This is a genomic window from Bacillus sp. LB7 (assembly GCF_030449715.1).
GTDB lineage: Bacteria > Bacillota > Bacilli > Bacillales > Bacillaceae > Bacillus > Bacillus paralicheniformis.
The window spans coordinates 58,647-84,228 of sequence record NZ_JASGCA010000007.1 but is presented as its reverse complement, the minus strand read 5'-3'; the positions used below and the strand labels follow the sequence as shown (position 1 = coordinate 84,228).

General features: G+C 42.4%; 17 protein-coding genes and 4 pseudogenes. 19 read left to right on the top strand and 2 right to left on the bottom strand.

Going from position 1 to position 25,582, the window contains the following annotated elements; genetic code table 11:
* The first annotated feature begins 1 nt into the window (after window position 1).
* The 4 genes from QMZ64_RS11450 to QMZ64_RS11435 all read left to right on the top strand — a co-directional run bounded on the left by QMZ64_RS11450 (window position 2) and on the right by QMZ64_RS11435 (window position 4,577).
* On the top strand, window positions 2-880 hold the full coding sequence (locus QMZ64_RS11450; RefSeq protein WP_265626891.1) for an ABC transporter ATP-binding protein: 879 nt from the start codon (window positions 2-4) through the stop codon (window positions 878-880).
* On the top strand, window positions 864-1,520 hold the full coding sequence (locus QMZ64_RS11445; protein WP_020451664.1) for an ABC-2 transporter permease: 657 nt from the start codon (window positions 864-866) through the stop codon (window positions 1,518-1,520). The genes QMZ64_RS11450 and QMZ64_RS11445 overlap by 17 nt, the downstream gene beginning before the upstream one ends.
* Window positions 1,521-1,804: 284 nt before the next feature.
* Complete coding sequence (gene manR, locus QMZ64_RS11440; protein ID WP_265626892.1) at window positions 1,805-3,748, top strand: mannose transport/utilization transcriptional regulator ManR; 1,944 nt, start codon at window positions 1,805-1,807, stop codon at window positions 3,746-3,748.
* 490 nt (window positions 3,749-4,238) lie between these two features.
* Window positions 4,239-4,577 carry a hypothetical protein gene (locus QMZ64_RS11435; protein WP_265626893.1) on the top strand — a complete coding sequence of 113 codons (339 nt, stop codon included), beginning with the start codon at window positions 4,239-4,241 and terminating at the stop codon, window positions 4,575-4,577.
* Between the two features lie 101 nt (window positions 4,578-4,678).
* Here QMZ64_RS11435 and QMZ64_RS11430 read toward each other — a convergent pair whose 3' ends face one another.
* Window positions 4,679-5,563: a hypothetical protein gene (locus QMZ64_RS11430; RefSeq protein WP_265626894.1), complete on the bottom strand. Its 885-nt coding sequence runs from the start codon at window positions 5,561-5,563 to the stop codon at window positions 4,679-4,681.
* A 223-nt stretch (window positions 5,564-5,786) separates the two neighbouring features.
* Between QMZ64_RS11430 and QMZ64_RS11425 the strand changes: the two genes are divergently transcribed.
* The 8 genes from QMZ64_RS11425 (at window position 5,787) to QMZ64_RS11390 (ending at window position 15,921) form a co-directional block, all read left to right on the top strand.
* Window positions 5,787-6,083 carry a hypothetical protein gene (locus QMZ64_RS11425; RefSeq protein ID WP_265626895.1) on the top strand — a complete coding sequence of 99 codons (297 nt, stop codon included), beginning with the start codon at window positions 5,787-5,789 and terminating at the stop codon, window positions 6,081-6,083.
* A 423-nt stretch (window positions 6,084-6,506) separates the two neighbouring features.
* Window positions 6,507-8,450, top strand: coding sequence for a PTS fructose transporter subunit IIABC (locus QMZ64_RS11420; RefSeq protein ID WP_265626896.1), 1,944 nt, complete (start codon window positions 6,507-6,509; stop codon window positions 8,448-8,450).
* Between the two features lie 18 nt (window positions 8,451-8,468).
* Window positions 8,469-9,425: a mannose-6-phosphate isomerase, class I gene (gene manA / locus QMZ64_RS11415; RefSeq protein ID WP_409365387.1), complete on the top strand. Its 957-nt coding sequence runs from the start codon at window positions 8,469-8,471 to the stop codon at window positions 9,423-9,425.
* Between the two features lie 461 nt (window positions 9,426-9,886).
* On the top strand, window positions 9,887-11,602 hold the full coding sequence (locus QMZ64_RS11410; protein ID WP_265626898.1) for an acyl-CoA dehydrogenase family protein: 1,716 nt from the start codon (window positions 9,887-9,889) through the stop codon (window positions 11,600-11,602).
* Window positions 11,603-11,617: 15 nt separating this feature from the next.
* Window positions 11,618-12,505, top strand: coding sequence for an NAD(P)-dependent oxidoreductase (locus tag QMZ64_RS11405; protein ID WP_265626899.1), 888 nt, complete (start codon window positions 11,618-11,620; stop codon window positions 12,503-12,505).
* Between the two features lie 18 nt (window positions 12,506-12,523).
* Entirely contained in the window at window positions 12,524-13,978 is a 1,455-nt protein-coding gene (locus tag QMZ64_RS11400; RefSeq protein ID WP_265626900.1) for a CoA-acylating methylmalonate-semialdehyde dehydrogenase, read from the top strand.
* A gap of 80 nt (window positions 13,979-14,058) precedes the next feature.
* Window positions 14,059-14,844 (top strand): enoyl-CoA hydratase-related protein, encoded by a 786-nt coding sequence (locus QMZ64_RS11395; RefSeq protein WP_265626901.1) that lies wholly within the window; start codon window positions 14,059-14,061, stop codon window positions 14,842-14,844.
* 15 nt (window positions 14,845-14,859) lie between these two features.
* Entirely contained in the window at window positions 14,860-15,921 is a 1,062-nt protein-coding gene (locus QMZ64_RS11390) for an enoyl-CoA hydratase/isomerase family protein (RefSeq protein ID WP_265626902.1), read from the top strand.
* Window positions 15,922-16,022: 101 nt separating this feature from the next.
* On the opposite strand, the pseudogene QMZ64_RS11385 reads toward QMZ64_RS11390, so the two are convergent.
* Window positions 16,023-16,237: pseudogene (locus QMZ64_RS11385) on the bottom strand (Tn3 family transposase); the annotation flags it as partial.
* Window positions 16,238-16,601: 364 nt separating this feature from the next.
* Between QMZ64_RS11385 and QMZ64_RS11380 the strand changes: the two are divergent.
* From QMZ64_RS11380 to QMZ64_RS11350, 7 genes and pseudogenes are all read left to right on the top strand, one after another.
* A pseudogene (locus QMZ64_RS11380) lies at window positions 16,602-17,850 on the top strand (MFS transporter).
* A gap of 14 nt (window positions 17,851-17,864) precedes the next feature.
* Window positions 17,865-19,130, top strand: a complete 1,266-nt coding sequence (locus QMZ64_RS11375; RefSeq protein WP_075213286.1) for an ATP-grasp domain-containing protein — start codon at window positions 17,865-17,867, stop codon at window positions 19,128-19,130.
* A gap of 210 nt (window positions 19,131-19,340) precedes the next feature.
* Window positions 19,341-20,441, top strand: coding sequence for an MBL fold metallo-hydrolase (locus tag QMZ64_RS11370; RefSeq protein WP_265627805.1), 1,101 nt, complete (start codon window positions 19,341-19,343; stop codon window positions 20,439-20,441).
* 499 nt (window positions 20,442-20,940) lie between these two features.
* Window positions 20,941-21,042: pseudogene (locus QMZ64_RS11365) on the top strand (NADP-dependent alcohol dehydrogenase); the annotation flags it as partial.
* Window positions 21,043-21,571: 529 nt separating this feature from the next.
* The gene (gene brnQ, locus QMZ64_RS11360) at window positions 21,572-22,891 is read left to right on the top strand and encodes a branched-chain amino acid transport system II carrier protein (protein WP_265626904.1); all 1,320 of its coding nucleotides are present in this window, start codon (window positions 21,572-21,574) and stop codon (window positions 22,889-22,891) included.
* A 133-nt stretch (window positions 22,892-23,024) separates the two neighbouring features.
* A complete protein-coding gene (locus tag QMZ64_RS11355; protein WP_265626905.1) occupies window positions 23,025-24,431 on the top strand; it encodes a right-handed parallel beta-helix repeat-containing protein in 1,407 nt (468 codons plus the stop codon).
* Between the two features lie 112 nt (window positions 24,432-24,543).
* A pseudogene (locus QMZ64_RS11350) lies at window positions 24,544-25,322 on the top strand (sulfite exporter TauE/SafE family protein).
* Window positions 25,323-25,582 lie beyond the last annotated feature (260 nt).

Below are 25,582 nucleotides of genomic sequence, written 5' to 3'. Positions count from 1 at the left end.
AGTGACCAGCATACTGGAATTAAAAAATGTATCAAAACATTATCAAGATTTCTCTTTAAAAAACATCAACTTCTCGCTTGAAAAAGGATATATCATGGGTTTTATCGGCCCGAACGGAGCCGGAAAAAGCACAACCATCAAGCTGATCATGAACCTGATCAAAAAAGACGAAGGGGACATCAGCATTTTCGGTCTCGACAATGAAAAGCACAATATCGAAATCAAGCAGAGGATCGGCTTTGTTTACGATGAAAATCATTTTTACGAAGAACTGACGCCGAACGAAATGAAAGGAATCATCAGACCGTTTTACAAAAAGTGGGATGAGGCTGTTTTTCAGCGGTACGCAAAAGACTTCCAGCTCCCTTTAAACAGGCAGATCAAAAACTTGTCAAAAGGGATGAAGATGAAATTCTCACTGGCGGTCGCGCTTTCCCATCATGCCGAATTATTGATCATGGATGAACCGACATCAGGACTCGATCCTCTTGTCAGATCGGAACTCCTCGACGTGCTGCAAACATTGCTGCAGGATGAAAACAAGTCGATTTTCTTTTCGACGCATATTACCTCTGATTTAGAAAAAGTAGCGGACTATATCACTTTCATTCATAACGGCCGGCTCGTACTGAGCAAAACAAAGGATGAGCTGTTGGAGGAGTACTGCATTGTAAAAGGAGACCTCGATACGCTGCATAAAGGGAGCGAAGACGCCTTAATCGGCATCAAGAAAAACAGCTACGGCTTCGAAGCGCTCTCCAAAGATAGGCGGGAAGTCGTTCAGCATTTCGGGGATTCCGTCATGATCGAAAAACCGACTTTGGAGGATATTTTAGTATTTTCAACCGGCAGGAGTGATCAACATGTATCATCTTATTAAAAAGGATATTTTAATGCAAAAAAGGGCAATGAAACTCTCGCTGTTATTGATGATTTTTTTCACTTTTACATTGTCGCAGCTTGAGCTCGTCGGATATACAGTGGCGGTTTTGGCTGTCACATATCAGCTGGCATTAGGCGCAAGCTCCTTAGAAGACAAAAACAACAGTGATAAAATCCTGATCAGCTTGCCCATTAAAAGAAACATCATCGTCTTATCAAAATATGTATCGGTTTATGTCTATGCGGCTTATGCCATTCTCTTCTATTCTTTGATCAATGCGATCGGACATATGCTGCATTTGCCGCTTGATTTCCCATTGACACTTTCAGGCGTCATGGGTGCTGTTGTGGCTGTCACTTTATTTAGCTCGATCTCATTTCCGTTGCTTTTTAAGTACGGCTATTTGAAGTCCAAAATGGCCAATATCATCATATTTTTCGTCATTATATTTGGAGGGACGGCCTTATTTAAATTTATAAACGCGGGGGAAAATCTCGCACTAAGCCAAAAACTAACGGCTTTTCTGAGCGAAATGTCAAATGCGGGGACATTCATCCTTTTGGTTGGCGTACTGCTCGTGATGATCTCTGTTTCATATGCAATATCGCTCAGCTTTTATAATAAAAGAGAATTTTAACGTTTAAGGATCAGCGGGAACAGCTTCGCTGATCCTTTTTCCGTTGCTCAGAACGGTACGGCTGGTTTACTTTCCTCCCACTATCATCTATTATAAAAAATTCCTATAAAAGAAAAATTTCCATGTTGATAAAAGCATTTTTTCCGGAAGTTTCGGTAAAAAACGAAACTTTTGGCCCTTTTATTTCACTGTATAATGTAAACGGTTACGTTTATAGTATACTTATACTATCATTTCTTTTAAGTGAAACTGACGGGAAGGATAGAAAAACAGGTGAGAGAGATATGAATACAAGGCAAAAAGACATTCTGAATCTGTTGTTATCTGAACCTGAAGACTATTTAGTCGTACAAGATTTCGCAGACAAGGTAAAGTGTTCTGAAAAAACGATCAGAAATGATCTGAAAACGATTGAAGATTATCTCAATCGGCATTCTGATGCTCAACTGATTCGCAAACCGGGACTGGGCGTTTATTTGAATATTGAAGATCAGGAAAGGGTCCGTTTAAGCCGGCAGTTATATACCGAACATCACACCGCACAGCAGCAATCTGATGAAGAAAGAATGCTGCAAATCGCTTATCAGTTATTAATGCATCCAAAGCCGGTTTCTGCAAAAGAAATGGCTGCCGAGCATTTCTTGAATAAGTCTTCCATCAAAAGGGATTTGAATCAAATCGAAGTTTGGCTCCAGCGGTTTGGCCTCACTTTGTTGTCCAAGCAGCGCCTCGGTTTAAAGATCGAAGGTAGTGAAAAAAATAAGAGAAAAGCGTTGGCGCGCATCTCGGAGTTGATTGACAACCCGGAGTTTACAAGCCGATTTATTAAAAGTCAATTTTTAAGCCATGAAGTGGAATTTGTTAAAAGCGAAATCAGATCATTGCAAAAGCGACATTCTTTATATTTCACTGATGAAACGTTCGAAAACTTACTGTTGCATACACTGCTGATGATTCGCCGCATCAAAATGAAACAGCCGATTACCATTTCTCCGGGAGAAATCGATACAGTCAAAAAGAAAAAAGAATTTCAGTGGACGTTTGCTTGTTTAAAACGGCTGGAAGCGGTTTTTGCGATCCGCTTTCCTGAAGAAGAGGCCGTCTATTTAACATTGCATATATTAGGCGGCAAAGTCCGTTACCCATTTGGGAAAGAAGGGGAGAGCGGACTTGAAAACCCTTTGCTTCCAAAGGTTGTCGAATATTTAATCCAGCGTGTCTCAGAGTTGAAAATGATGGATTTTCGCGAGGACCGGGTTTTGATTAACGGATTAAAAATTCACCTAAATACCGTTTTAAACCGGCTGAGCTATGACCTTTCCGTATCAAATCCGATGCTCAACGATATCAAAAAAATGTACCCCTATCTGTTTCACATTGTCATTGATGTTCTTGAAGACATCAACCAAACGTTTTCACTTTCGATTCCCGAGGAAGAAGCCGCCTATCTGACATTGCATTTTCAAGCGGCGATCGAGCGCTTCAGCTATGGAAAAGACAAGCATAAAAAAGCGATTATCGTCTGTCATATGGGCATCGGGATGTCACAACTGCTGCGGACAAAAATCGAACGGAAATTCCACCAAATCGCCGTGATGGACTGCATCGCAAAAGCTGATTTGGCGGACTATACTGCACGACATGAAGATATCGAGCTTGTCATATCAACGGTCCGCCTGGAGGATTTATCAATTCCTCATATCGTTGTATCACCGCTGCTCGAGGCGGCTGATGAGAAAAAGCTCAGCGCTTTTATGGATCAGCTCGGTGAATCCTCCCGACAAACACAAAAAACGTTTAAAGTACTGAATGACACGACTCCTTTCCTCGTCTTCCTGCAGCAAGAATCAGAACACCGCTACAAGCTGATTGAACAGCTGGCAATGGCTTTATACGAGAAAGGCTATGTGGAAAAAGAATATGCTGTACACGCCGTCATGAGAGAAAAAATGTCGGCGACAAACATCGGAGCGGGCATCGCCATTCCTCACGCGAACGCCAAATTGATTAAACAATCAGCCATTGCGATCGCCACATTAAAAGAGCCGCTTGACTGGGGCTCTGAAAAAGTATCGCTCGTCTTTATGCTGGCTGTCAAACACGAGGATCAAAACATGACAAAACAATTGTTTCAAGAGCTGTCCAGCTTAAGCGAGCAGCCGGCTTTCATCCAAAAGCTGACGAAAGAAACAAATGTGATGACATTTTTATCTTATTTGGATTATTAAAAACGGGGCTCTGGCCTTCATCAACATTCAAGAAAATATTGATATACACATGATAAACGGCAACAGAATGGGATAGGTGAGCAATTCTGCTTATCCTATTCTTTTTTGTATTGCAGGCTACCACAACAAAGGGTGATGATTTTCACAAAATTAGATTTTTCATTAGCATTAAAGTCTTTTTCATATTGCTGAACTGAACAATAATTCAGTAAATATGCTGGTGAATTTGTCCAATTATGAGCGGTTGATGAGACTGCTCTTTTTTATTTCGTAATAACTGTTTCTCGTAAATCAGACGAACTCACCAACCTCAATGACCTGTTTAACATCCATCTCTTCTGATATAATTTAACAATAGAGTAAACACTTAGAGACTTTCATTAATAAAGATGAATCCAACGGGAGTGGTTCGCTCATCTACTTAAAAATAAACCTTCTTTGGATATACCTGAATATTATTTAATAGAAATTAAGAAGGGTATGATATTTTATGAGAATTCTTTGGTTTTTTTTGGGTGGTGCTCTGATTGGAATAATAATGAGTACTATTAGAGAAAATTTTTCGTCTGCTGTGACAACAACTGTTTTAGTGGTTCTTATGACTGCTTGTTTGATTTTTGACCTGGTTAAACGTAAGAGGAGTCAAGATCAGAGTGATAAAAAATATGAGTTTATATGGTGGATCGCAACAATTCTCATGGTTCTAGTGATGACTTTTAATGCTGTCTTTTTAAAAATTGATCCTAAGTATAATATCATCGTTGTATTGATTCACATTTTGTTTATGGTGATTATTAAGAGTAAATGGAATAAAGCTAAGACAGACTAAGCAGGTGGTCGACCTGCTTTTTTCGTTCCATTCTGGCAGGCTTATTTCCGGTGTCTGCATGGGATTTTTCATCTTCAATTTCAAAATAAAAAAGACATCCATCAGGACGCCTTCTCCATTTCAGAATTAACTTGTTCCAATAAGCTTCGATATTGAACTGCTCTTGCTCGGTGTGTCCTTCCTTTATCCATTCCCAAACTAAACGAATAAAAGATTATTACTGAAGAAATAATTCCAATAGTAATTGACATATAAGTAGGGTGTCCCTCATTTTCGAAGGTAAAATAGTATATGAGTTGAGTTACGAAAAAGGTACTTACAGTGGCTAACCCCGGTACAACCTTTGTATTATCAGAGTACTCTTCAATCTCTTTCATTCTTGCGATAGACAAAATTATAGTGTCCAGATCTAATCCCCTGATCCGTTGCAGCTCAGCTTTTTTATCTTTAGATGACCAATAACCTAAACACTCACTAATATAGAAGGTTAATTCTTTATCAGTCCATTGAAGTAAGACTTCCTCTAAATTTTTTGCTTCTTTTATATAAAAATTATTCTTTTTCCAAATAGGCCACCAGTTAGAGATTTTTGTTTTAATTTGATTATTTGACCTTGTTTCAGAAGTGGGGAAACCTTTTTGGTTTTCTCTATCATCTTTAGCTTGCTCAAGTAATGTTTTGAAATAGGCGGCTGTTGTTACCTTATTTTTATCAATCAACAATGCTCCAAATATAATTCCAGCGAATATAAGAGCAACAAGTCCGTAGGTTGCATTTAAACCTTGAGCAATCTTATCTGTAATATTATTAAGTTCAACACCAACATCAGTAAGCAACTTTATGACTCCAATAGCCAAGTTGAAAATCATTACAAAAAATGCAGCATTTTTGGAATTTTCGAAGCTTGTTTCAATCCTAGTCATTCGGGCAATTCCAGAGGAAAGATCTTTGTCGTCTAACTGTTTAAGTGCTTCATATTTGTCCATTTGGCCAGAATAGCTCTGTCCTTCAGGGGAACTCCTTTCTAATAAACTTGATTAATTTTCTTGATTTCGATGTCACAAGCTGATGTTTTACGATTTCACTAAATTCCACCAATATTTACCTCGATCCTATTATCGGGTAAATGTGGGAAATTTTAAAGGTGGAGATAATACTGAAGACTGCAATATGCTATACTTTACTCACCAAAATATCGGAGGCAGAACATTGATTAACTTTGATTCTAATAAATTCAAGCAAATCCTTGACGTCGTTTCAAACCCACCAAATCCAAAGGATACAAAGGTAAGAAGTTATTACTCGGATCAAGAGTATGTAAGCTTTGAGCTTGATTTTGAAAATGTAGATGTCGCCTTGCGTATTGCTGGGCTGTTAGGAAAGCACGCTACGAACTTTACTATAACCACATTAAATTTCCCTGACACAAATAAAATTGATTCTATTCAATTTATGGTTTTCAAAATTAATGACGCGGAACTTTTAAAGATCCTAGATCAAATATAAAAGCCATCCCCACTGAAAAGAAGGGGAGTGTAGTTCAAGTAGTTCGGTTGGAGGGAAGTGCTTCATTTTCGCTTAACATCTTAAATGCTGTTCCATGTTGATTGTGAAATTGCTGCGGATGCTTTTTGAATTAACTTTTTTCTTTGTGCTCTCCAGGTTTCAACTTTTCTGTTATTACGTTCTTTAGGAACCTTTCGACATCTTTCCCAGTTACAATGGGTTTGCCTCTCTTTTCCGCATCCATAAGTTGTCTCCTTCAGTCCCGAATATTTTTACAATTCGCCACTCATTCCGAGCCTGCTTTCTGAAAAAAACCGGTTTTTCCGGAACCTGCGGTAAAAAACAACGCTTTTACACGCACGTTTTTATTATAAAGTAATGACAAGAGCTGCTCACTACTTTAGTTTCAGAAGGAGGATTCGCATGAAACTGTTAGCGATTACATCATGTCCAAACGGCATTGCCCATACGTATATGGCTGCGGAAAATTTGCAAAAAGCGGCCGATCGAATGGGCGTTCAAATGAAAGTCGAAACACAAGGCGGCATCGGGGTGGAAAATGAGCTGACCGAACAGGAAATCCGCGAGGCCGACGCGATTATTATAGCCGCAGACCGCTCGGTCAACAAAGACCGTTTTATCGGAAAAAAACTTCTGGCTGTCGGTGTTCAGGAAGGGATCCGAAAACCGGAAGAATTAATACAAAAAGCGATCAGCGGCGATATACCTGTCTATCGTTCGGCTGCGAAAACGGAAGCCTCCGCTCAAACTGAGAAAAAACAAAATCCGATTTACCGGCATTTAATGAACGGTGTATCGTTTATGGTTCCTTTCATTGTCGTCGGCGGATTGTTGATTGCGGTCGCGCTGACGCTTGGAGGTGAAAAGACGCCGAAAGGGTTAGTGATTCCTGATGAATCTTTTTGGAAAACGATTGAGCAAATCGGGGCTGCCTCATTCTCATTCATGATCCCGATTTTAGCCGGTTATATTGCCTACAGCATCGCCGATAAACCGGGGCTTGTACCGGGAATGATCGGCGGATACATCGCAGCGACGGGAAGCTTTTACGGCAGCGTAAGCGGTGCGGGGTTCCTCGGCGGCATTATCGCGGGCTTTTTAGCCGGATATGCGGCGCTGGCCATCAAAAAATTAAAAGTGCCAAAAGCCATTCAGCCGATCATGCCGATCATCATCATACCGGTGGTTTCCTCGCTTATTGTCGGCTTGGCATTCGTATTGCTGATCGGCGCGCCTGTCGCGCAAATCTTTGAATCATTGACGGTTTGGCTGGCTGGTATGCAGGGCTCAAGTTCGATTCTTCTGGCATTAATTTTAGGGGCGATGATTTCGTTTGATATGGGCGGCCCCGTCAATAAAGTGGCATTCCTGTTTGGTTCAGCCATGATCGGTGAAGGAAACTATGAAATTATGGGTCCGATCGCCGTCGCCATTTGTATTCCTCCGATCGGGCTTGGCATCGCAACGTTTTTAGGAAAAAGAAAATTTCAGGCGCAAGAAAGAGAAATGGGAAAAGCAGCATTTACAATGGGGTTATTCGGCATTACTGAAGGTGCCATCCCGTTTGCTGCACAGGACCCGCTTCGCGTCATCCCAAGTATTATGGCGGGTTCAATGACTGGTTCCGTGATCGCCATGATCGGTAATGTAGGGGACAGGGTCGCCCACGGCGGACCGATCGTAGCAGTGCTTGGCGCTGTCGATCATGTGTTGATGTTCTTTATCGCCGTTATTGCCGGATCCCTGGTCACCGCTCTTTTGGTCAATGTACTCAAAAAAGAGGTCGCAGCCGCTCCCGCAGGGGTAAGTGAAACTGCTGCAGTTCATGACATTCCGCAGCCGAACATCGACATAAAAGCGGAAAGCAAAAAATCCGAAATACCGGAAATTAACAAGCTCACAGACATCATTGATACAGATTTGATCGAACCCCATTTATCAGGAGGTACGAGAGACGACATTATCGATGAAATGATTCAAAAATTGTCCCGTAAAGGCGCACTGCATTCGGAAAGCGAATTTAAACAAGCGATCATGAACCGCGAACTAGAGGGGACAACGGCGATCGGCATGAACATCGCAATCCCGCACGGGAAGTCTGACGCCGTCAAGAAGCCGAGTGTAGCATTCGGCATCAAACGTTCGGGCGTGGACTGGAAGAGTCTTGACGGAACTGACGCCAAACTGATCTTTATGATCGCCGTCCCGAAAGAAAGCGGGGGAAACGAGCATCTGAAGCTTCTGCAAATGCTCTCCCGAAAACTGATGGATGACACCTACAGGGACAAGCTTCTCTGTGCTCAAACAAAAGAAGAAGCATACAAACTTCTGGATGAAATCATCTAAAAAAGGAGGATGCCTGTCATGACTGAACCATTATTTTTCGAGCCTGTTTTTAAAGAAAGAATATGGGGCGGCACGGCTTTAGCCTCTTTCGGCTACGAGATTCCATCCGAACAAACAGGGGAGTGCTGGGCTTTCGCCGCCCATCAAAATGGGCAAAGCGTCGTGAAAAACGGCATGTATAAAGGGCTCACGCTCAGCGAATTATGGAATGAACACCGCCATTTATTCGGACATATAAAGGGAGACCGCTTTCCTCTTCTGACAAAAATTTTGGACGCCGCCCAAGACCTATCCGTACAAGTGCATCCAAACGATGAATATGCAAAACGGCACGAAAACGGAGAGCTTGGAAAAACGGAATGCTGGTATATCATTGATTGCAAAGAAGATGCGGAGATCATTTACGGCCACCATGCCCAGACGCGGGAAGAACTGGTCTCAATGATCGAACACGGGAAATGGAACGAGCTCTTGCGCCGCGTCAAAGTGAAGCCGGGAGATTTCTTCTATGTGCCGAGCGGAACCGTCCATGCGATCGGAAAAGGCATTTTGATTTTGGAGACGCAGCAGAATTCAGACACAACTTACAGGCTATATGATTATGACAGAAAAGATGCTGAAGGAAATCTGCGCGAGCTCCATTTGCAAAAAAGCATAGAAGTGATCGATGTCCCATCTTCGCCTGACCGCGAAGACGTTCAATATGAAACATCGGGTGATGTCAAGACCGCCGCACTGATTGAGTGTCCTTATTTCTCAGTAGCAAAATGGGATGTAAAAGGTTCAGCCTGTTTCAAACAGGATAAACCGTTTCTTCTTGTCAGCGTCATAGAAGGGGAAGGGCAAATCAACGCGACTTGCGGCAACGACTTTTCTTTTAAAAAAGGAGATCACATGCTGCTGCCTGCGGGCTTTGGAGAATTTACAATCGCCGGCCGTGCAGAATGTATCGTCTCAAGCCTATCAATTGAATAAGCCATCAACGGTACACTTTCTGAACAGACCATCAAAACGATGGTCTGTTTTATTTTTGCGAAAAAAGAATGCCGGCTTGCCAAAACGCGTTCGCCACAAGGCTGACAATGCATATTCCCAAGCTTTCACAAGTAAAATAGAGTAAACCAAAAAACATTTGGAAATCTTCCAATTATTTGATAAGCTGATATTAAAAGCTTCATAACTTACACATCAGCTGCACTGCCCGGGGCTTTTCGCGGAACAGCTGCTACATGAAACAAAAAGCGGGTCTTATGTTCCGGCGACAGGCAAAAGAAAAGCCTGCTAAATGACCGAAACAACCGTGCCCCTCATAATTGATTGGCCTTTATCTGGATGAGAAAAGGAGACGATGATTCGTATCAGGAAAAATGTAAGCGGATTCATCGTCTTTTTATCTCAGTTTATCACTCTTTTTAGCGGAAGCGAGGAGGAAAGCAATGGGGAAAGCAAAACTTCGATGGAATGAACCCTTGATTTCTCAACACGGATCGGCTGCTGAAGGATTTACGCCGGAAGATTTCACAGAGGAAGATCAACTGATTTCAAAAACGACAGAATCATTTGTCAAAAACGAAGTCATGCCCCTTCTTGAATCGATCGATCAGCAGGATCACGAAAGGGTGAAAAAATTGTTTCAAAAAGCGGGAGAGCTCGGATTGCTCAGTATCGAAGTTCCGGAGGAATACGGCGGCCTTTCACTCAGCAAGAAGCTTTCCGGGTTAGTGGCAGAGAAAATGGGAGCCGGCGGATCGTTCAGCGTCTCCTTTAATATTCATGCCGGAGTCGGGACATTGCCGTATATTTATTATGGAACAGAAGAACAAAAACGAAAATACCTTCCGAAACTGGCATCGGGCGAATGGATCGGAGCATATGCTCTGACAGAGCCTGGCGCAGGCTCAGATGCTTTAAACGCAAAAACGACGGCGGTCTTGAATCGGGATGGAACAGCCTGGGTATTAAACGGGGAAAAACAGTGGATTACGAACGCGCAAGTAGCTGATGTATATGTTGTCTTTGCAAAAACGACGGAAGGCATGACAGCATTTATCGTCGAACGTTCGTTTAAAGGCGTATCCATCGGACCTGAAGAGAAGAAGATGGGAATCAAAGGTTCTTCGACGGCAACCTTAATCCTCGAAGAAGTCGAGGTGCCAAACGACAATGTTCTGGGTCATGTCGGGAAAGGTCATCACGTCGCTTTGAACATTTTAAACATGGCCCGCTTAAAGCTCGCGTTTTCGAACATTGGAATGGCAAAGCAAGCATTGAACCTTGCCGTTAGCTACGCCAAACAGCGCAAACAATTTAACAAGCCGATCATCGGTTTTTCAATGATTCAAGAAAAGATTGCCGACATGGCGATTTCGATTTTCGGCGCCGAAAGCGCTGCTTACAGAACGGCAGATGGCCTGGACCATGTTTTAAATTCGGCTGAGCCATTAGACGACAGACTGAGAAAACTCACAAACTATGCATCCGCATGCGCGATCAATAAAGTGCACTGCTCCGAAATACTCGACCGAAATGCAGACGAGGCGGTGCAGATTCATGGCGGCTACGGATACATGCAGGAGTACGAAGTCGAACGTTTGTACCGGGACGCGAGGATCAGCCGGATTTTCGAAGGGACAAACGAGATTAACCGTTTGACTATCGCCAAACTGATGATGAAAGAAATGCAGCAAAACGGCATCTCAGAGCCGGAAGCTCAATTAAGCAGCGGGGAAAACCGAAACCGGCAGTTTATTCAGTTGTCCAACAGGCTTTTCGGCAACACATTAAAAGCGCTTAAACGCTCCCGCGTAAACATTCAAAAGGAGCAGGAATACGCGCGGATTTTCGCCGACATGCAAAAAGAAATCTATGTGATGGAATCCGCCGCCCGCCGGACCGAAAAAGCAATCCAAAGAAGCGGAAGTGAAAAAGCACGGTTGAAAGAAATGATGACGAACGTCATTTGTGAAGAAGGCTTCCGCAAAATCGAAGAGATGGCGGTGACCGCCTTATCAGGCATAGCATCTGATGAAGCCGAAAGAAAGCTCGCATTGGAAGAAGCTCGCAGCCTTCCTTTGCCCCTTTTCAGCAATCTGTTTGCTCAAAAACGCGAAATCGCAGAGAAAATAGCCGCTCATGAAAAATATACGGTGTGATCGGAGGGAAACCGTTTGAAAAAAATCGGGTTTATCGGTTTAGGCAATATGGGGCTGCCCATGTCGAAAAATCTGCTTCAGGAGAACTTTACGGTGTATGGAACAGACCTTAACAAAGAAGCTGAATTGGCCTTGCATCATGCAGGGGGAACGATCGGGATTTCAGTTGAAAAGATGGTTGAAGAGTGTGACGCCATCCTGACAAGCCTTCCTTCATCAAAAGCTGCAGAGGAGGTTTTTCTGGGGAAAAAGGGGCTCGTACACCTGGCTGAACCAGGCGTCCTTCTGATTGATACAAGCACGGTCGCTCCTGAACTGAATATCCGGATTGCAGAGGAAGCGAAAAGCAAAGGGATCGATTTTCTTGCGGCACCGGTCAGCGGCGGTGTGATCGGGGCGGTCAACCGGACGCTTACCTTTATGGTCGGGGGTCCGAAGTCCGTTTTTGATCAAGCGTTGCCTGTTTTCAACGTATTGGGCGAGAATATTTTTCATGTGAACGAAAACATCGACAGCGGAACAAATACGAAGCTGATCAACAACCTCTTAATCGGTTTTTATACTGCCGGCGTCAGTGAAGCCTTGCATCTTGCCAAAAACAGCAATCTCGATCTCGACCAATTGTTTGAGATGCTAAACGTCAGCTATGGACAGAGCCGAATCTATGAGCGCAACTATAAAAGTTTCATAGCGGATGAAAACTATGAACCTGGCTTTTCTTTGAAGCTGCTGCTGAAAGACCTTGGCTTTGCACTCGATTTGGCTGAGAAGAACGAGGTTGAACTGCCGGTGAGCAAGATTCTCTTCGGCATTTATGAAGACGCCGATCAGAACGGATACGGCGACAAAGATATGTCTGTTTTATACAAAAAAATAAGCGAACAAAAGACAACTTATCAGTAAGGAGAGGTGAAAAAGCACATGATCACAACGAATGCAAAAAAAATGATGAACCATATCGACGGGGAGTGGGTGAATTCCTCAGGTACGGAAGCTGAAGAAGTCTTCAATCCTGCAAACGGAAACGTCATCGCTTATGCGCCTCTATCTGTGAGAGCGGATGTAGATCGCGCCGTGCAGGCTGCCAAGCACGCTTATCAGACCTGGTCACTTGTGCCTGTCCCCAATCGGGCGAGACTTTTATACAAATATTTGCAGCTTCTTCAAGAGCAAAAAGAACAATTGGCAGACATCATTACGACGGAAAACGGCAAAACGTTAAAAGACGCCCGAGGCGAAGTGCAGCGCGGAATCGAAGTTGTTGAGCTTGCGACAGCCGCACCTACTTTAATGATGGGAGAATCTCTGCCCGCGATAGCAGGGGGCATCGACGGATCGATTTGGCGCTATCCTTTGGGGGTTGTCGCCGGTATTACGCCGTTTAACTTTCCAATGATGGTTCCTCTGTGGATGTTTCCGCTCGCCATTGCTTGCGGAAACACGTTCGTCCTGAAACCTTCGGAACGCACTCCTATTCTTGCCGGGAAGCTTGTCGAGCTGTTTTATGAAGCCGGGTTTCCGAAAGGTGTGCTGAACCTCGTTCATGGAGGAAAGGATGTTGTAAACGGAATATTGGAGAACGATGATATTAAAGCCGTCTCCTTCGTCGGTTCAGAACCGGTCGCAAAATATGTGTATCAAACTGGCACAGCCAACGGGAAACGCGTTCAGGCGCTGGCCGGCGCTAAAAACCATGCGATTGTGATGCCGGATTGTCATCTTGAAAAATCGGTTCAAGGCATCATCGGGGCGGCATTCGGAAGCAGCGGAGAACGCTGTATGGCCTGCTCCGTCGCGGCGGTCGTTGATGACATTGCCGATGACTTCATGGAAATGCTCGTCTCTGAAACACGGAAGCTGAAGACAGGGGACGGCAGATCAGAGGATCACTTTGTCGGTCCGCTGATCCGCGAAGTCCATAAACAACGCGTCCTTGACTATATCGACAGCGGTATAAAAGAAGGAGCCGCACTCGCCGTGGACGGACGCAATCCGGATGTTCAGGAAGGATATTTTGTGGGAGCCACGATTTTCGATCATGTGACACCGGAGATGAAAATCTGGCAGGACGAAATCTTCGCGCCGGTCTTGAGCGTCGTCCGCGTACAAGACCTTGATGAGGGGATCGAGCTCGCCAATCAATCCAAGTTTGCCAACGGCGCTGTCATCTACACGTCGAGCGGGAAAAGCGCCCAGCAGTTCCGCGACAAAATCGATGCCGGAATGATCGGCGTCAATGTCAACGTACCGGCTCCGATGGCATTCTTCTCCTTCGCAGGGAACAAGGCCTCTTTCTATGGAGACCTTGGGACAAACGGAAAGGACGGCGTCCAGTTTTACACGCGCAAAAAGGTCGTCACTGAACGCTGGTTCTAATTGTTAACATAAGGCTCCCTCTCATGCGCAACAGATTTTTTCAGAGGGGCCTTTTCTATTTCAACAGGGGGGGATCAATATTGAACTTGAAATATGCCACACTTAAAACAGAACATAGCATCACAACCGTCACGTTGAACAATCCGCCGGCAAATACACTCTCTTCTTCCTGTATCGCCGAATTGCGCTCTCTTTTTCGGGAATTGGCCCGCGACGAGGAGACAAAAGCGATCATCATCACAGGAGAAGGACGATTTTTTGTGGCGGGAGCAGATATAAAAGAATTCGTTTCAAAACTCGGGGACGAAAAACAAGGGTTGGCACTCGCAAAAGGGGGCCAGGCGCTCTGTGATGAAATCGAAGCTTCCAATAAGCCCGTCATTGCGGCGATAAACGGACCGGCTCTTGGAGGAGGCCTGGAACTTGCGATGAGCTGCCACTTCAGAATCGTATCAGACGATGCAACACTCGGCCTTCCCGAATTAAAGCTCGGCTTGATTCCCGCGTTTGGAGGTACACAGCGTCTTCGCAACATAACGGATACAGCGACAGCACTCGATCTCATCCTGACGGGCCGAACGCTTTCAGCTCAAGAGGCGGTAGAGTTGAATATTGCGCAGATGGCGGTAAAGGGGGAGGAACTGATGAAGACGGCAGCAGGGGTCGCGTCGTCTTTCATCGAAGGAAAAAGCATGACCAGCGTGAGGCGCGCCGTCGAATGTATCGTACAGGGCGCCTCTGAAAGCATGGAACAAGCACTGGAGAGGGAGCGAAACAGATTCGCCGAGCTGTTTATCACTTCAGATGCCAAAGAAGGAATTCACGCATTTGTCGAAAAGCGCAAACCAAACTTTCATCATTCATAAAAGGAGTGGATCCAGATGTCCGATGACGTGCTGTTTTCCGTTAATCAAAACGGCGCCGCAGCGATTGTTCTGAATCGCCCGAAAGCGCTCAACTCCCTCACATACGACATGATCCGTCTGATTGGTGAAAAGTTAAACGAGTGGGAGACAGATCAAAACGTTTCTGTTGTGGTCATCAAAGGTGCAGGACCAAAAGGACTGTGTGCCGGAGGGGATATTAAGGCACTCTATGAAGCACGTTCGTCTAAACAGGCCCTGCAAGAAGCCGAGCGCTTTTTTGAAACAGAGTACGAAGTCGATATGGCAGTCCATCGCTTTCCGAAACCGATCATCGCCTGCTTGGACGGGATCGTCATGGGAGGAGGCGTCGGCCTGACATACGGGGCCAGCCACCGGATTGTCACGGAGACGACAAAATGGGCGATGCCCGAAATGAATATCGGTTTCTTTCCGGATGTCGGCGCAGCCTATTTTTTAAACAGAGCCCCGGGCCGCTTAGGGCGGTATCTTGGATTAACGGCGTCTGTCATCCATGCGGCCGATGTGCTGTATATCAATGGAGCAGACGCCTACATGGAGAGCGGCGCTTTAGAACGATTGCTTCAAACAGTGGAACAAACCGATTGGCGCCTTGTAAACGTTGAAGAAAAGCTCGATCAGCTGATCGGCGAATCGAAAACGAAGCCCTCCCAAGAAAGTACGCTCGCCCGTGATCAGCAAGCGATTGACCGTCATTTTAAGTATGATAAGCTGGAAGAGATCCTTCAATCACTCGAAAGCGAAGGAAGCACCTTTAGCTCGTATGTGAAAAAAACGATGCTTTCCAAATCGCCATTTTCATTGAAAATCACATTGAAACAGCTGGCGGACGGACGTCAAAAAACATTGGAAGAATGCTTTGCCACGGATCTTGTGCTGGCAAAGAACTTTTTAAAGCACAATGATTTCTTCGAAGGCGTCCGGTCCGTCCTGATCGACCGTGATCTATCACCGAACTACAAGTACCGGCATGTTTCAGATGTAACCGATGAAGCGGTGGACCGGTTTTTCCAACCTTCTGAATCTGTCCGGTTTTAAAGCGGGAGCTGACGATTAATGTCAGCTCTTTTTTTGTAAACCTCCCACGGTTTCTATCTGGGGGGCCACCAACAATATGCTAAGGTACCATCGGCTTTAATTCATTGATTAAGAGGGCTGAGTGAACCTAAGCTTGCGATATTCTTCATATCAAAGGTGTATACTCCAAGAAAATTAATATGTTCCCATCCCAATTCCCCTCGTTTCCCAAAAATAAGGCGCTCGCAAGGCCATTCATGGTCTCACCTTTTTCACTGATACGACGACGTAAGGATTCATTTGATATGTAATCCAAAATTAGAATTGTATTTTTCAATTCCTTCACGTGATTCTCATAATCCACACTCATCTCAACGATAAATGTTTCCTGTTCAATGATATGGTTTTATAAATTCGTTGATCATTGATGCTGTACATTCATTAGAATCATTGGAGAGTACCTCAGCTTTTAAAAAAGCTGAGTCATTTGTTTCAATATAATTACACCTGTAGTTGAACATCAAAACAAAAACTACAATTTTGATATCTTGCTTTTACATTCGCAAACGCGTACAGAGGGTCATCATAGGAGATATACTATGGATGGAGGTTAATAACAATTGAGACGCCCAAAACAATGCTGAATAAGGGAACTGGCGTATAACAAGGTTTCGAATAATATGAATTAATAGGGGGTTATTATGAAAAATAAAACACATTTTAATTTTTACAAGCTTTGGCTAGGACAGTCTATCAGTTTGTTAGGTACCCAGTTTACATTAGTAGCTTTGCCTCTTTTTGCATTAAAGGTGCTAGAAACAAGTGAGGCGAATGCTGCCTTGCTTCGTGGAATAATATTCATACCCTACCTAGTTTTCGGATTAGTAGCCGGTGCTTTGATAGACATCCTCCAAAGAAAAAAGGTTTTGCTAATCTGTAGTATATGCCAAGGCGTTTTATTTTTAGCAGTATTCATACTGACTGTAACAAATATAATAACGTTCCCTTTATTGGTGTTTCTCATGTTTTTGAATGGAGTATTTACTACGTTTTACAACATTGCAATTCCCTCTTTCTTGCCTGAAATATTAACAGATAAAGACAACTTTAAAAAAGGAAATGCACTACTAGCTCTTTCAGAGTCTCTCTCTATAGTAATTGGTCCTATGCTAGCAGGAATCGTTATTACTCTAGTTGGATTAACTGGCTCTTTCACTGTTGACGCAGTAACGTATTTTGTTTGTTTTGTGTTTGTATTATTTATTTCAAAGTTTAAACCGCATACAGAGGGCTCTTTAAAAAACGCAAATATAAAATAAATCCGTATACAAAGACATATATGAAGGTTTGATATATTTTAAAAAACACCCTGTATTAGAACCAATTGTAAGCTGTGGCGCTGTTTACGGTTTTTTTAAATACATACTAAATAGTATTTTAGTAATATTCCTTTATAAGGTAATGGGTCTATCTGAACTTGAAATAGGCTTTGTTGTAGGTTCAGCAGCGGTGGGATTTTTAATAGGCAATACATTACTCATGAAAAAAAGTCAACAAATTAATAATACAAAAATGCTTATTTATAGCGCTACTGTATCAGTTATCGGTCTGGCCTTTATACCGATAATGGGATATTTGGGAACCGTTTACGGTATAGTAGCTGCAAGTATCATACATGGCATGGGAGAAGGTGTATTTGGCCCTTACTCTGCAACCATACGACAACTTGCTTCACCAAGTCACATGCTAGGCAGAGTAAATGCTGTACAGCGTACGCTTAATTGGGGAGCTTGGGCATTAGGAAGTTTTGCTAGTGCATTTTTAGTTTCTATATTCGGGCTTCAAACTACGTTATTTATAGGGGGCTTCGGAACAACATTGTGTTTAATGATGTTGTTAAGGCGAGGCGTATCAAAAGGAACCGAAATTGAATATACGAGTTCATTATAGAGGAGATGATTATGATGTATAAGATATCAAAAGGAATCGACATAGAAAATACACCACACATTTTATTTATAGGGGGATGGACAAAACCTATACAAGATGCTTTAGATAGGGGGTATACTGTTTCGTATATAGGGTCTTACACTAAACACATATACTTTGATGGAACTATTTTAGAAAAGTGTTTCTATAAAAAAGAAATAGACACAACAAATATACCCTTGTCTGTATACTATGCTGAAGAATTGTACAAAGAGAAACCATTTGAGGTGGTAGTATCTTTCAACGAAGCAGCCTTAGATACGGCTTGCATAATTGCAAAGATTTTTAATGTTAAAGGACCTTCTTACAATGCTAATATGATAACCCGCAATAAGGACATGATGCGTGAAATTCTAGCAGGCAAAGACTTTTCGATAGATTCGACAGTTTGCAATAACATAAAAGACATTGATGAATTTTTGAACAAAAAAGGCAGCATTATAATAAAGCCTCCGATTGGTGCAGGTGGTATAGGAGTGTCTAAGCTAGACACGGGAGATAACGTAGAGGTATTTATTAAAGATAATGGTATTCAACTACCTGTTTTAGTGGAAGAGTACGTTGAAGGTGACGTAGTTTATACGGTCGAAACCGTTTCTTATAACAAAAAACACTCTATACTAGCTATATCAGCTGAAATATTTAAAGAAGATACGTTTATAATAAACTATACTATTATGCCGGCACCTATAGATGAATCCCAAAAAAAATTAATCATTGAGAAAGTAATGCTATTTTTGGAGGACATGCAACTGGAAGACGGCATTACTCATACAGAGGTAAAGTTAGACAAACAAAAAAAGCCAATAATCATAGAGTCTCAAGTTAGGATAGGTGGCGGAAACATATGGAAAATGGTGGAACTAACAACCGGCATATCTCAATTTGGATACTATTATGATGCGTTAGCTACCAAGACTATAGATGAATTTAGATGTGTACCTTCAAAATGTCAAGCTATGTCTTTAAGCTTGATTCCAAAACCAGGTTGCATAAAAGAAATCAAATACAATGAGCTAGCTAACATTTCCGAGGTCGTATTAATTGATCTATTTGTAAAAGAGGGTGACACCATATCACCTATTGTTGACAGTACAGGGCGCAAAGGAAGTATATTATTTACAGCTAAGGATATAGAACATATGTATGAAGTTGCTTATGAAATATGTGACAATATAACATTTGTTTATCAGGACTTGTCAGAATGGAAACCTTCATTTAAAAAGAAATGTGGCACATGACTTGTCTATGTCAAGGTGCCTCAAAAAAGAACTCTTCAAATTCGAAGGGTTCTTTAAATTTTTATTCGCTGTTTGGTTATGCACGGTATTCAGCTACGATGGTATTATCTCAAACAGTACAGCGTTACACTGGCGATGATGCAGGTATAATCGGTAGAATAAGAGGAAGCAAGAGATCATCCTAAAAAGGAAGGAACAATGAAAAAAATCATGATGTTTTTATTCATTTTTATCATCGTATTTTGCGCGGGTGTTTTGTTATTCATCAATTTACACCCCGTGTTTGGGGGAAATCCAAGCACAGAACAAAAAAAGCTGTATCAAAGCTTTGACAATTATGCAGATGGCAAATTTGTCAATCAGAATCCGGAAAAGATGAATATGGGTGGAATCTCCGGCGTTTTCTCGATGATGAGAGACGCTGTTTCCGGCGGCAAGGAACGCAACCCTTCCGGTCAAATCCCTGTTTCTAAGATCGATTGGAGCACAGTTAAAAGTAACGAAGACAGCTTAACGTGGTTTGGACATTCCGCTTTTTTACTGAGCATCGACCGCAAAAAAATACTCGTAGATCCTATGCTGGGTCCAATCGCTTCACCCGTATCATTTATCGGAAGCAGACGCTACAGCGAAGACATCCTGCATATGGTCGATGATATGCCGCCGATTGACGCCGTCTTGATCACACATGATCATTATGATCACTTAGATTATCCATCCATCTTAAAACTGAAGGAAAAGGCCGGTCATTTCTTCGTTCCCCACGGAGTCAGCGCACACTTGATACGGTGGGGAGTTGAGAAAGAAAAAATCACAGAGCTCAATTGGTGGGATGAAACGGAGTTTCAAGGTTTGACGATAGCCTTGACACCGTCGAAACACTTTTCGGGTAGAGGATTGTTGAATCGAAACACGACCCTGTGGGGCGGCTGGGTTATCCTCGGAAAACATACGCGTTTTTATACGAGCGGCGACGGAGGATATGATGAACATTTTAAGGAAATCGGCAAAAAATACGGCCCTTTTGATATCACCTTAATGGAGGGCGGTCAATATGACAGACGCTGGTCCGGGATTCATATGACACCCGAACAATCTGTACAGGCCCACAAAGATGTAAAAGGAAAGAACATGATGTTGATTCACTGGGGCGCGTTCACCCTCGCCTATCATGGCTGGAAAGAGCCGATTGAACGTGCTTTGAAAGAAGCTGAGAAAAAAGGCGCCAACATGATTGCTCCCGCGATTGGTGAAACAATCCTGTTAAACGGCCAATACTCGCTTCCCGAGTCCTTTTGGTGGGATATGTAAACAGGCCGTTTATCCGTATACAAGTCATATTCTTTGCAACTCTAAAAAAAGCCGTTTCCCGCGCAGACCGGAGACGGCTTTTTCTCTATTTTATTTGGCTGCAAACTTTTTAGTCTGCATTCCTTTAATCATGACTGAATTTTTTTGAAAGAAACTTGATTATATTAAATATCCAATAGGCAATTGCCCCTGTTGCGATGCCATATAATGCGCTCACTAAAAGGATTGCTGTTATAACACTTACATACCCCATAGCTGTTTGTCCTGGCCTTGACCTGAAACTTGTTTTCATCAATTGGAGTTTCGCTCACTGAAGTAATAAAATAGGTTGGAGAATAGTAAGGATAAGTTTTATGCCATTTCCTAAATCATGCTCACTGAAGCTTCCGTCATCAATACTACTTTGTATGTAGTTGTCAATATCTATTGTATCACCAAAAATTTAACAAGTGTTCTACGTCAACAGGATTTTCTTTGAAGTATTGAGTGGAAAACTCATCAGATTGAAGTCATCGGAGCGGAACAAGTAGATGAAGCGTATGAGCGCGTACTTCGCAGCGATGTGCGTTATCGATTCGTGATTGATATCTCCACTTTGTAAATTCTATGTAATACCAGATAGGCCAGTCATTTTATTTGACTGGCCTTTTTTCGCCTGATCCGGCAATTTAAGCGGAGCGGATGGACATACAGCTTCATTCTATATGTCTCGCTTGGAAATTGGCGGGCTTGGATCTCTGAAAAAGAGCAGTTTGCGACAAGAGAGTCAGAGCTGAGACGTTCTGCCATCAATTAGATTTCCTCACAGCTCTCATGATGACATATACGATGCCGAATACTATTAATACCGAAATAATTGCAGGCCCTAATGGCATTTCACAACCTCCCACATGTGAATTTCCTTTCCGTTATTATTTTTACATGTTGTAACAAACTTGTAAATCCATTTCAAAGTAAAAGCAAATACAGACGAAACCTTTGACAATACAAGCAACAGCTACTATAGTAGGATAGTACTTTTATTTAATATTTACTGATAATTCAGGACATTCATTTATGAAATTTTTATCGTGCTACATTGCTGACTACTAAAACGCACTAATAGCTTAACCCGAATCGGAGGACTCATGATGGCAAAAAAAATTCCTTTTTCATTTATCCTAATCATAGGACTAATGCTGTTTGCATTATTTTTCGGTGCAGGAAATCTCATTTTCCCGCCTATGCTTGGTCAGATGGCCGGAGAGAATGTATGGACAGCCAATGCAGGATTCTTAGTGACCGGAGTCGGATTGCCATTACTCGCCATTACCGCATTCGTTTTTTCAGGAAAAAATGATTTGCAGTCTCTGGCCAGTCGTGTGCATCCATTGTTCGGCATTGTATTTACGACGGTTCTCTATTTAGCAATCGGCCCTTTTTTCGCGATTCCCAGATCCGGTAATGTATCGTTTGAAATAGGGGTTAAACCTTTTTTATCTCATGATGCAAGCCCTGTTGCCTTAATCATATTTACCGTATTATTTTTCACGGTGGCCTGCTTGCTGTCTCTGAATCCAACTAAAATTATTGATGTTATCGGAAAATTTTTAACTCCTATTAAATTAACATTTATCGGATTGCTCGTCGTTACGGCAATTATTCATCCAATCGGAAGCTTTCAAGCTCCGTCTGCAGGATATGCATCACACGTATTTTTTAAAGGGTTCAAAGAAGGTTACTTTACACTTGATGCCCTTGTCGCTTTTGTATTTGGAATCATCATTGTGAACGCCATGAAAGAGAAGGGAGCGGTCTCCAAAAAACAGCTCATGATCGTTTGTGCAAAATCGACGGCGATTGCAGCGGCGCTCCTGGCTCTGATCTATTCAGCGCTTTCATATATGGGGGCTTCCAGCGTTGAAAAACTGGGTCTTTTAGAAAATGGAGCCGAGGTTTTAGCGAAGGTTTCATCCTATTATTTCGGACCATATGGTTCCGTTTTTTTGGGCTTAATGATCACGGTGGCATGTCTGACAACAAGTGTGGGACTCATCACAGCATGTTCTTCGTTTTTCCACGGCTTGTTTCCAAACATCTCCTACAAAAAAATTGCTGTCATTCTATCAATGTTCAGCACCCTTGTAGCAAATATAGGATTAACACAGCTGATTAACGTTTCAATGCCGGTTTTAACAACTTTGTATCCCATTGCGATTTCTTTAATATTCTTAACATTTTTACATCCCTTATTTAAAGGGAAGAGGGAAGTGTATCAAGGCAGTCTGATATTGACCTTTATCATCAGCCTGTTTGACGGCCTGAATGCTGCCGGACTCAAAATTGCAGCTATTAATCAATTTTTCAATCAGTTTCTCCCGATGTATGACATCGGATTAGGATGGGTGCTTCCGGCGATTTTAGGAGGAATAGGCGGCTATCTCATTCATAGACTGCAGAAGTCTGAATAAACTCATAAATATGGAGGCAACCCTATGATCCCAGGGTTGCCTTTTTCTTTCAAATGTTTGCGATGGTTTTCCATAAATGGATATTCTATAATGGTGTTAGTTTATCCATTTTGAAAAGAAAAGAGTGCTGAGTATGAGAAAATGGTATTTTATTTTATCAGCGTGTATTTTAGTTTCTGTTATCATCGCTTTTGCTTACGATAAGACCGGAGCAAAAGAAGCAGAACCGGCTAACAGCTTGTATGTTTCCCCAGATGGAAATGATCAAAATGAAGGAACGAAAGAAAAGCCGTTTCGAACTCTGAAACAGGCAGCAAAAAAAGCTGTCCCCGGCACAACTGTTATGATTCGGGAAGGCACGTATCATGAAACGCTTGATGTGAAGAAGAGCGGAGCGGCTGAAAAGCCTATCACATTTCAAAACTATGAGAATGAAAAAGTCGTCATCAGCGGTGAATCTATTCGGGACGCTGAATATGAAACACCGCTCATTCAGATTCACAATCAACAGTACATTACAATCAGCGGCCTGACGATTCAAGACCTTTCCGTTTCATCGGAAGAAGCAACCGCCATGGGAATTTATGTTTCAGGCTCCAGCAGTCATATTACCATTAAAAACAATCACGTCCGGGATATAAAAACAACAGCGGATGATGGCAATGCCCACGGGATTGCCGTCTATGGCTCCGGCAGCATGAAAGACATCAAGATCGAGGACAATACGGTTGAAAAGCTGACACTCGGAGCGAGTGAAGCGGTTGTGCTGAACGGAAACATTGACGGTTTCACGGTGAGAGGCAATGTGGTTCGCGACAATAACAACATTGGAATTGATCTGATCGGATATGAAGGAACGGCCGCTCAAAACGATTTTGTGCGCAACGGTATCGTAGAAAACAACACGGTTTACAATAACTCCACTTACGGAAATCCTGCCTATGGTGATGACTACTCTGCGGGCGGAATATATGTTGATGGAGGACAAAGTATTGACATTAAGAAAAACACGGTTTACGGCAACGATATCGGGATAGAAGCGACGTCGGAACATAAAGGGAAATATGCTGATGATATTCAAATAACCGACAACAAAGTGTATGAGAATGCGTACACGGGCATTTCTATCGGCGGATACGACCAAAAGCGGGGAGGCACAAGCCATTCTGTCATTGCGCACAATATTGTTTACCGCAATGATACAAAGGGGCTGGATGGCGGACAGCTTTTGCTCCAGTATGATACAAAAAACAATACAATCGAAAAAAACATCATCACAGCAAGCGATTCGCGAATATTTATCGCAAACGATTTTACGAAAAATGAAGGAAATAAAGTGAATTATAACGTGTACCACAAGGAAGCCGGCAAAGACGGGCTGTGGATTTGGAAGAAGAATGAATACGACTCGTTTTCACGATACCAAAACGCAACAAATCAAGATCAAGACTCGATTTATGCCGATCCGATGTATCGCGACGAGACGTCTCATGACTTTACATTAGATCCGGATTCACCGGCTTGGTCTGTGATTAAATAATTCCAATGAAAACAGGCATAATTAAGGAGATAAAAAAAGAACTTGTTAAGACGTCTCTAAAATAAAAATTCCACCTGAAGAAATAAAAAGATATGGAGGAGTAAAATACAATATGAGTGAAATCAGCATAGAAATATTAATATTCTTAATCGCGGCTGGATTCGCCGCAGCTTTTATCGATTCCGTTGTAGGCGGTGGAGGACTTATCTCTATTCCGGCTTTGTTATTTGCCGGACTTCCGCCATCTGTCGCATTAGGAACAAACAAGTTGGCAGCTACGATGGGAGCTTTAACAAGTACGATAAACTTTCTTCACTCAGGGAAAATTAACAAAAAACTTGTCATTAAACTGCTGCCTTTGTCAATTATCGGAGCGGGAGCAGGTGTATATGTGGTTCAGTTAATCCCGTCCAATTTTTAAAACCTATTATTCTGATCTTGCTCATTCTTGTAACAATTTATACGCTTTTTAAAAAAGGCTGGGGAATGGAGTCCAACTTTAAAGAATTGACGAAAAAAATGGCTTATTTTATTGCATTAGCCGCATTATTGCTGGGGTTTTATGATGGATTTTTAGGAGCCGGAACAGGATCTTTCCTCATTTTTTCATTTTTGCTTTTAGGCTTTAATTTTGTAGAGTCAGCGGGGAACGCTAAAGTATTAAATTTAGGAAGCAACATTGCAGCACTTATAACATTTATGTTATTCAGTTCTGTTAACTTCCAATATGGAATCCCGATGGGAATTGCGATGATATTAGGCGCCCTTGTGGGTACGAGAGTAGCTATAAAAAATGGCGCTGCGTACGTTAAGGTATTATTCGTTGGAATCACTGTTTTATTAATCGGAAAAAGCATATGGGATTACGTACAAAAGTATATCATGTTATAGTGCATAAATGACGAGAGGGGAGTGTACAAAATGTTGATCCATTGTATGCATTATAAACACTAGTCAAATAAGGAAACTAATTTAATGGATCCACTTTTATATTCTATTCACAGAATATAAAGCCTGAATGTGCTAAAGGGCGAGTCATTCCCCTTAATCAAGGACATTTTACGCCAATTGTTAGCGATCTCAAGAAAGCCAAGGAGTAGATATGATTCACTGAAGATTAGGATGTAATCGTTTCACAGTTTTGAAAAGCG

What these genes read in the sequence shown, in the direction of transcription:
- QMZ64_RS11445 (WP_020451664.1), top strand. Translation starts at nt 864, where the DNA reads ATGTATCATCTTATTAAAAAGGATATTTTAATGCAAAAAAGGGCAATG.
- manR (WP_265626892.1), top strand. Translation starts at nt 1,805, where the DNA reads ATGAATACAAGGCAAAAAGACATTCTGAATCTGTTGTTATCTGAACCT.
- QMZ64_RS11435 (WP_265626893.1), top strand. Translation starts at nt 4,239, where the DNA reads ATGAGAATTCTTTGGTTTTTTTTGGGTGGTGCTCTGATTGGAATAATA.
- QMZ64_RS11430 (WP_265626894.1), bottom strand. Translation starts at nt 5,563, where the DNA reads ATGGACAAATATGAAGCACTTAAACAGTTAGACGACAAAGATCTTTCC.
- QMZ64_RS11420 (WP_265626896.1), top strand. Translation starts at nt 6,507, where the DNA reads ATGAAACTGTTAGCGATTACATCATGTCCAAACGGCATTGCCCATACG.
- manA (WP_409365387.1), top strand. Translation starts at nt 8,469, where the DNA reads ATGACTGAACCATTATTTTTCGAGCCTGTTTTTAAAGAAAGAATATGG.
- QMZ64_RS11410 (WP_265626898.1), top strand. Translation starts at nt 9,887, where the DNA reads ATGGGGAAAGCAAAACTTCGATGGAATGAACCCTTGATTTCTCAACAC.
- QMZ64_RS11400 (WP_265626900.1), top strand. Translation starts at nt 12,524, where the DNA reads ATGATCACAACGAATGCAAAAAAAATGATGAACCATATCGACGGGGAG.
- QMZ64_RS11390 (WP_265626902.1), top strand. Translation starts at nt 14,860, where the DNA reads ATGTCCGATGACGTGCTGTTTTCCGTTAATCAAAACGGCGCCGCAGCG.
- QMZ64_RS11375 (WP_075213286.1), top strand. Translation starts at nt 17,865, where the DNA reads ATGTATAAGATATCAAAAGGAATCGACATAGAAAATACACCACACATT.
- QMZ64_RS11370 (WP_265627805.1), top strand. Translation starts at nt 19,341, where the DNA reads ATGATGTTTTTATTCATTTTTATCATCGTATTTTGCGCGGGTGTTTTG.
- brnQ (WP_265626904.1), top strand. Translation starts at nt 21,572, where the DNA reads ATGGCAAAAAAAATTCCTTTTTCATTTATCCTAATCATAGGACTAATG.
- QMZ64_RS11355 (WP_265626905.1), top strand. Translation starts at nt 23,025, where the DNA reads ATGAGAAAATGGTATTTTATTTTATCAGCGTGTATTTTAGTTTCTGTT.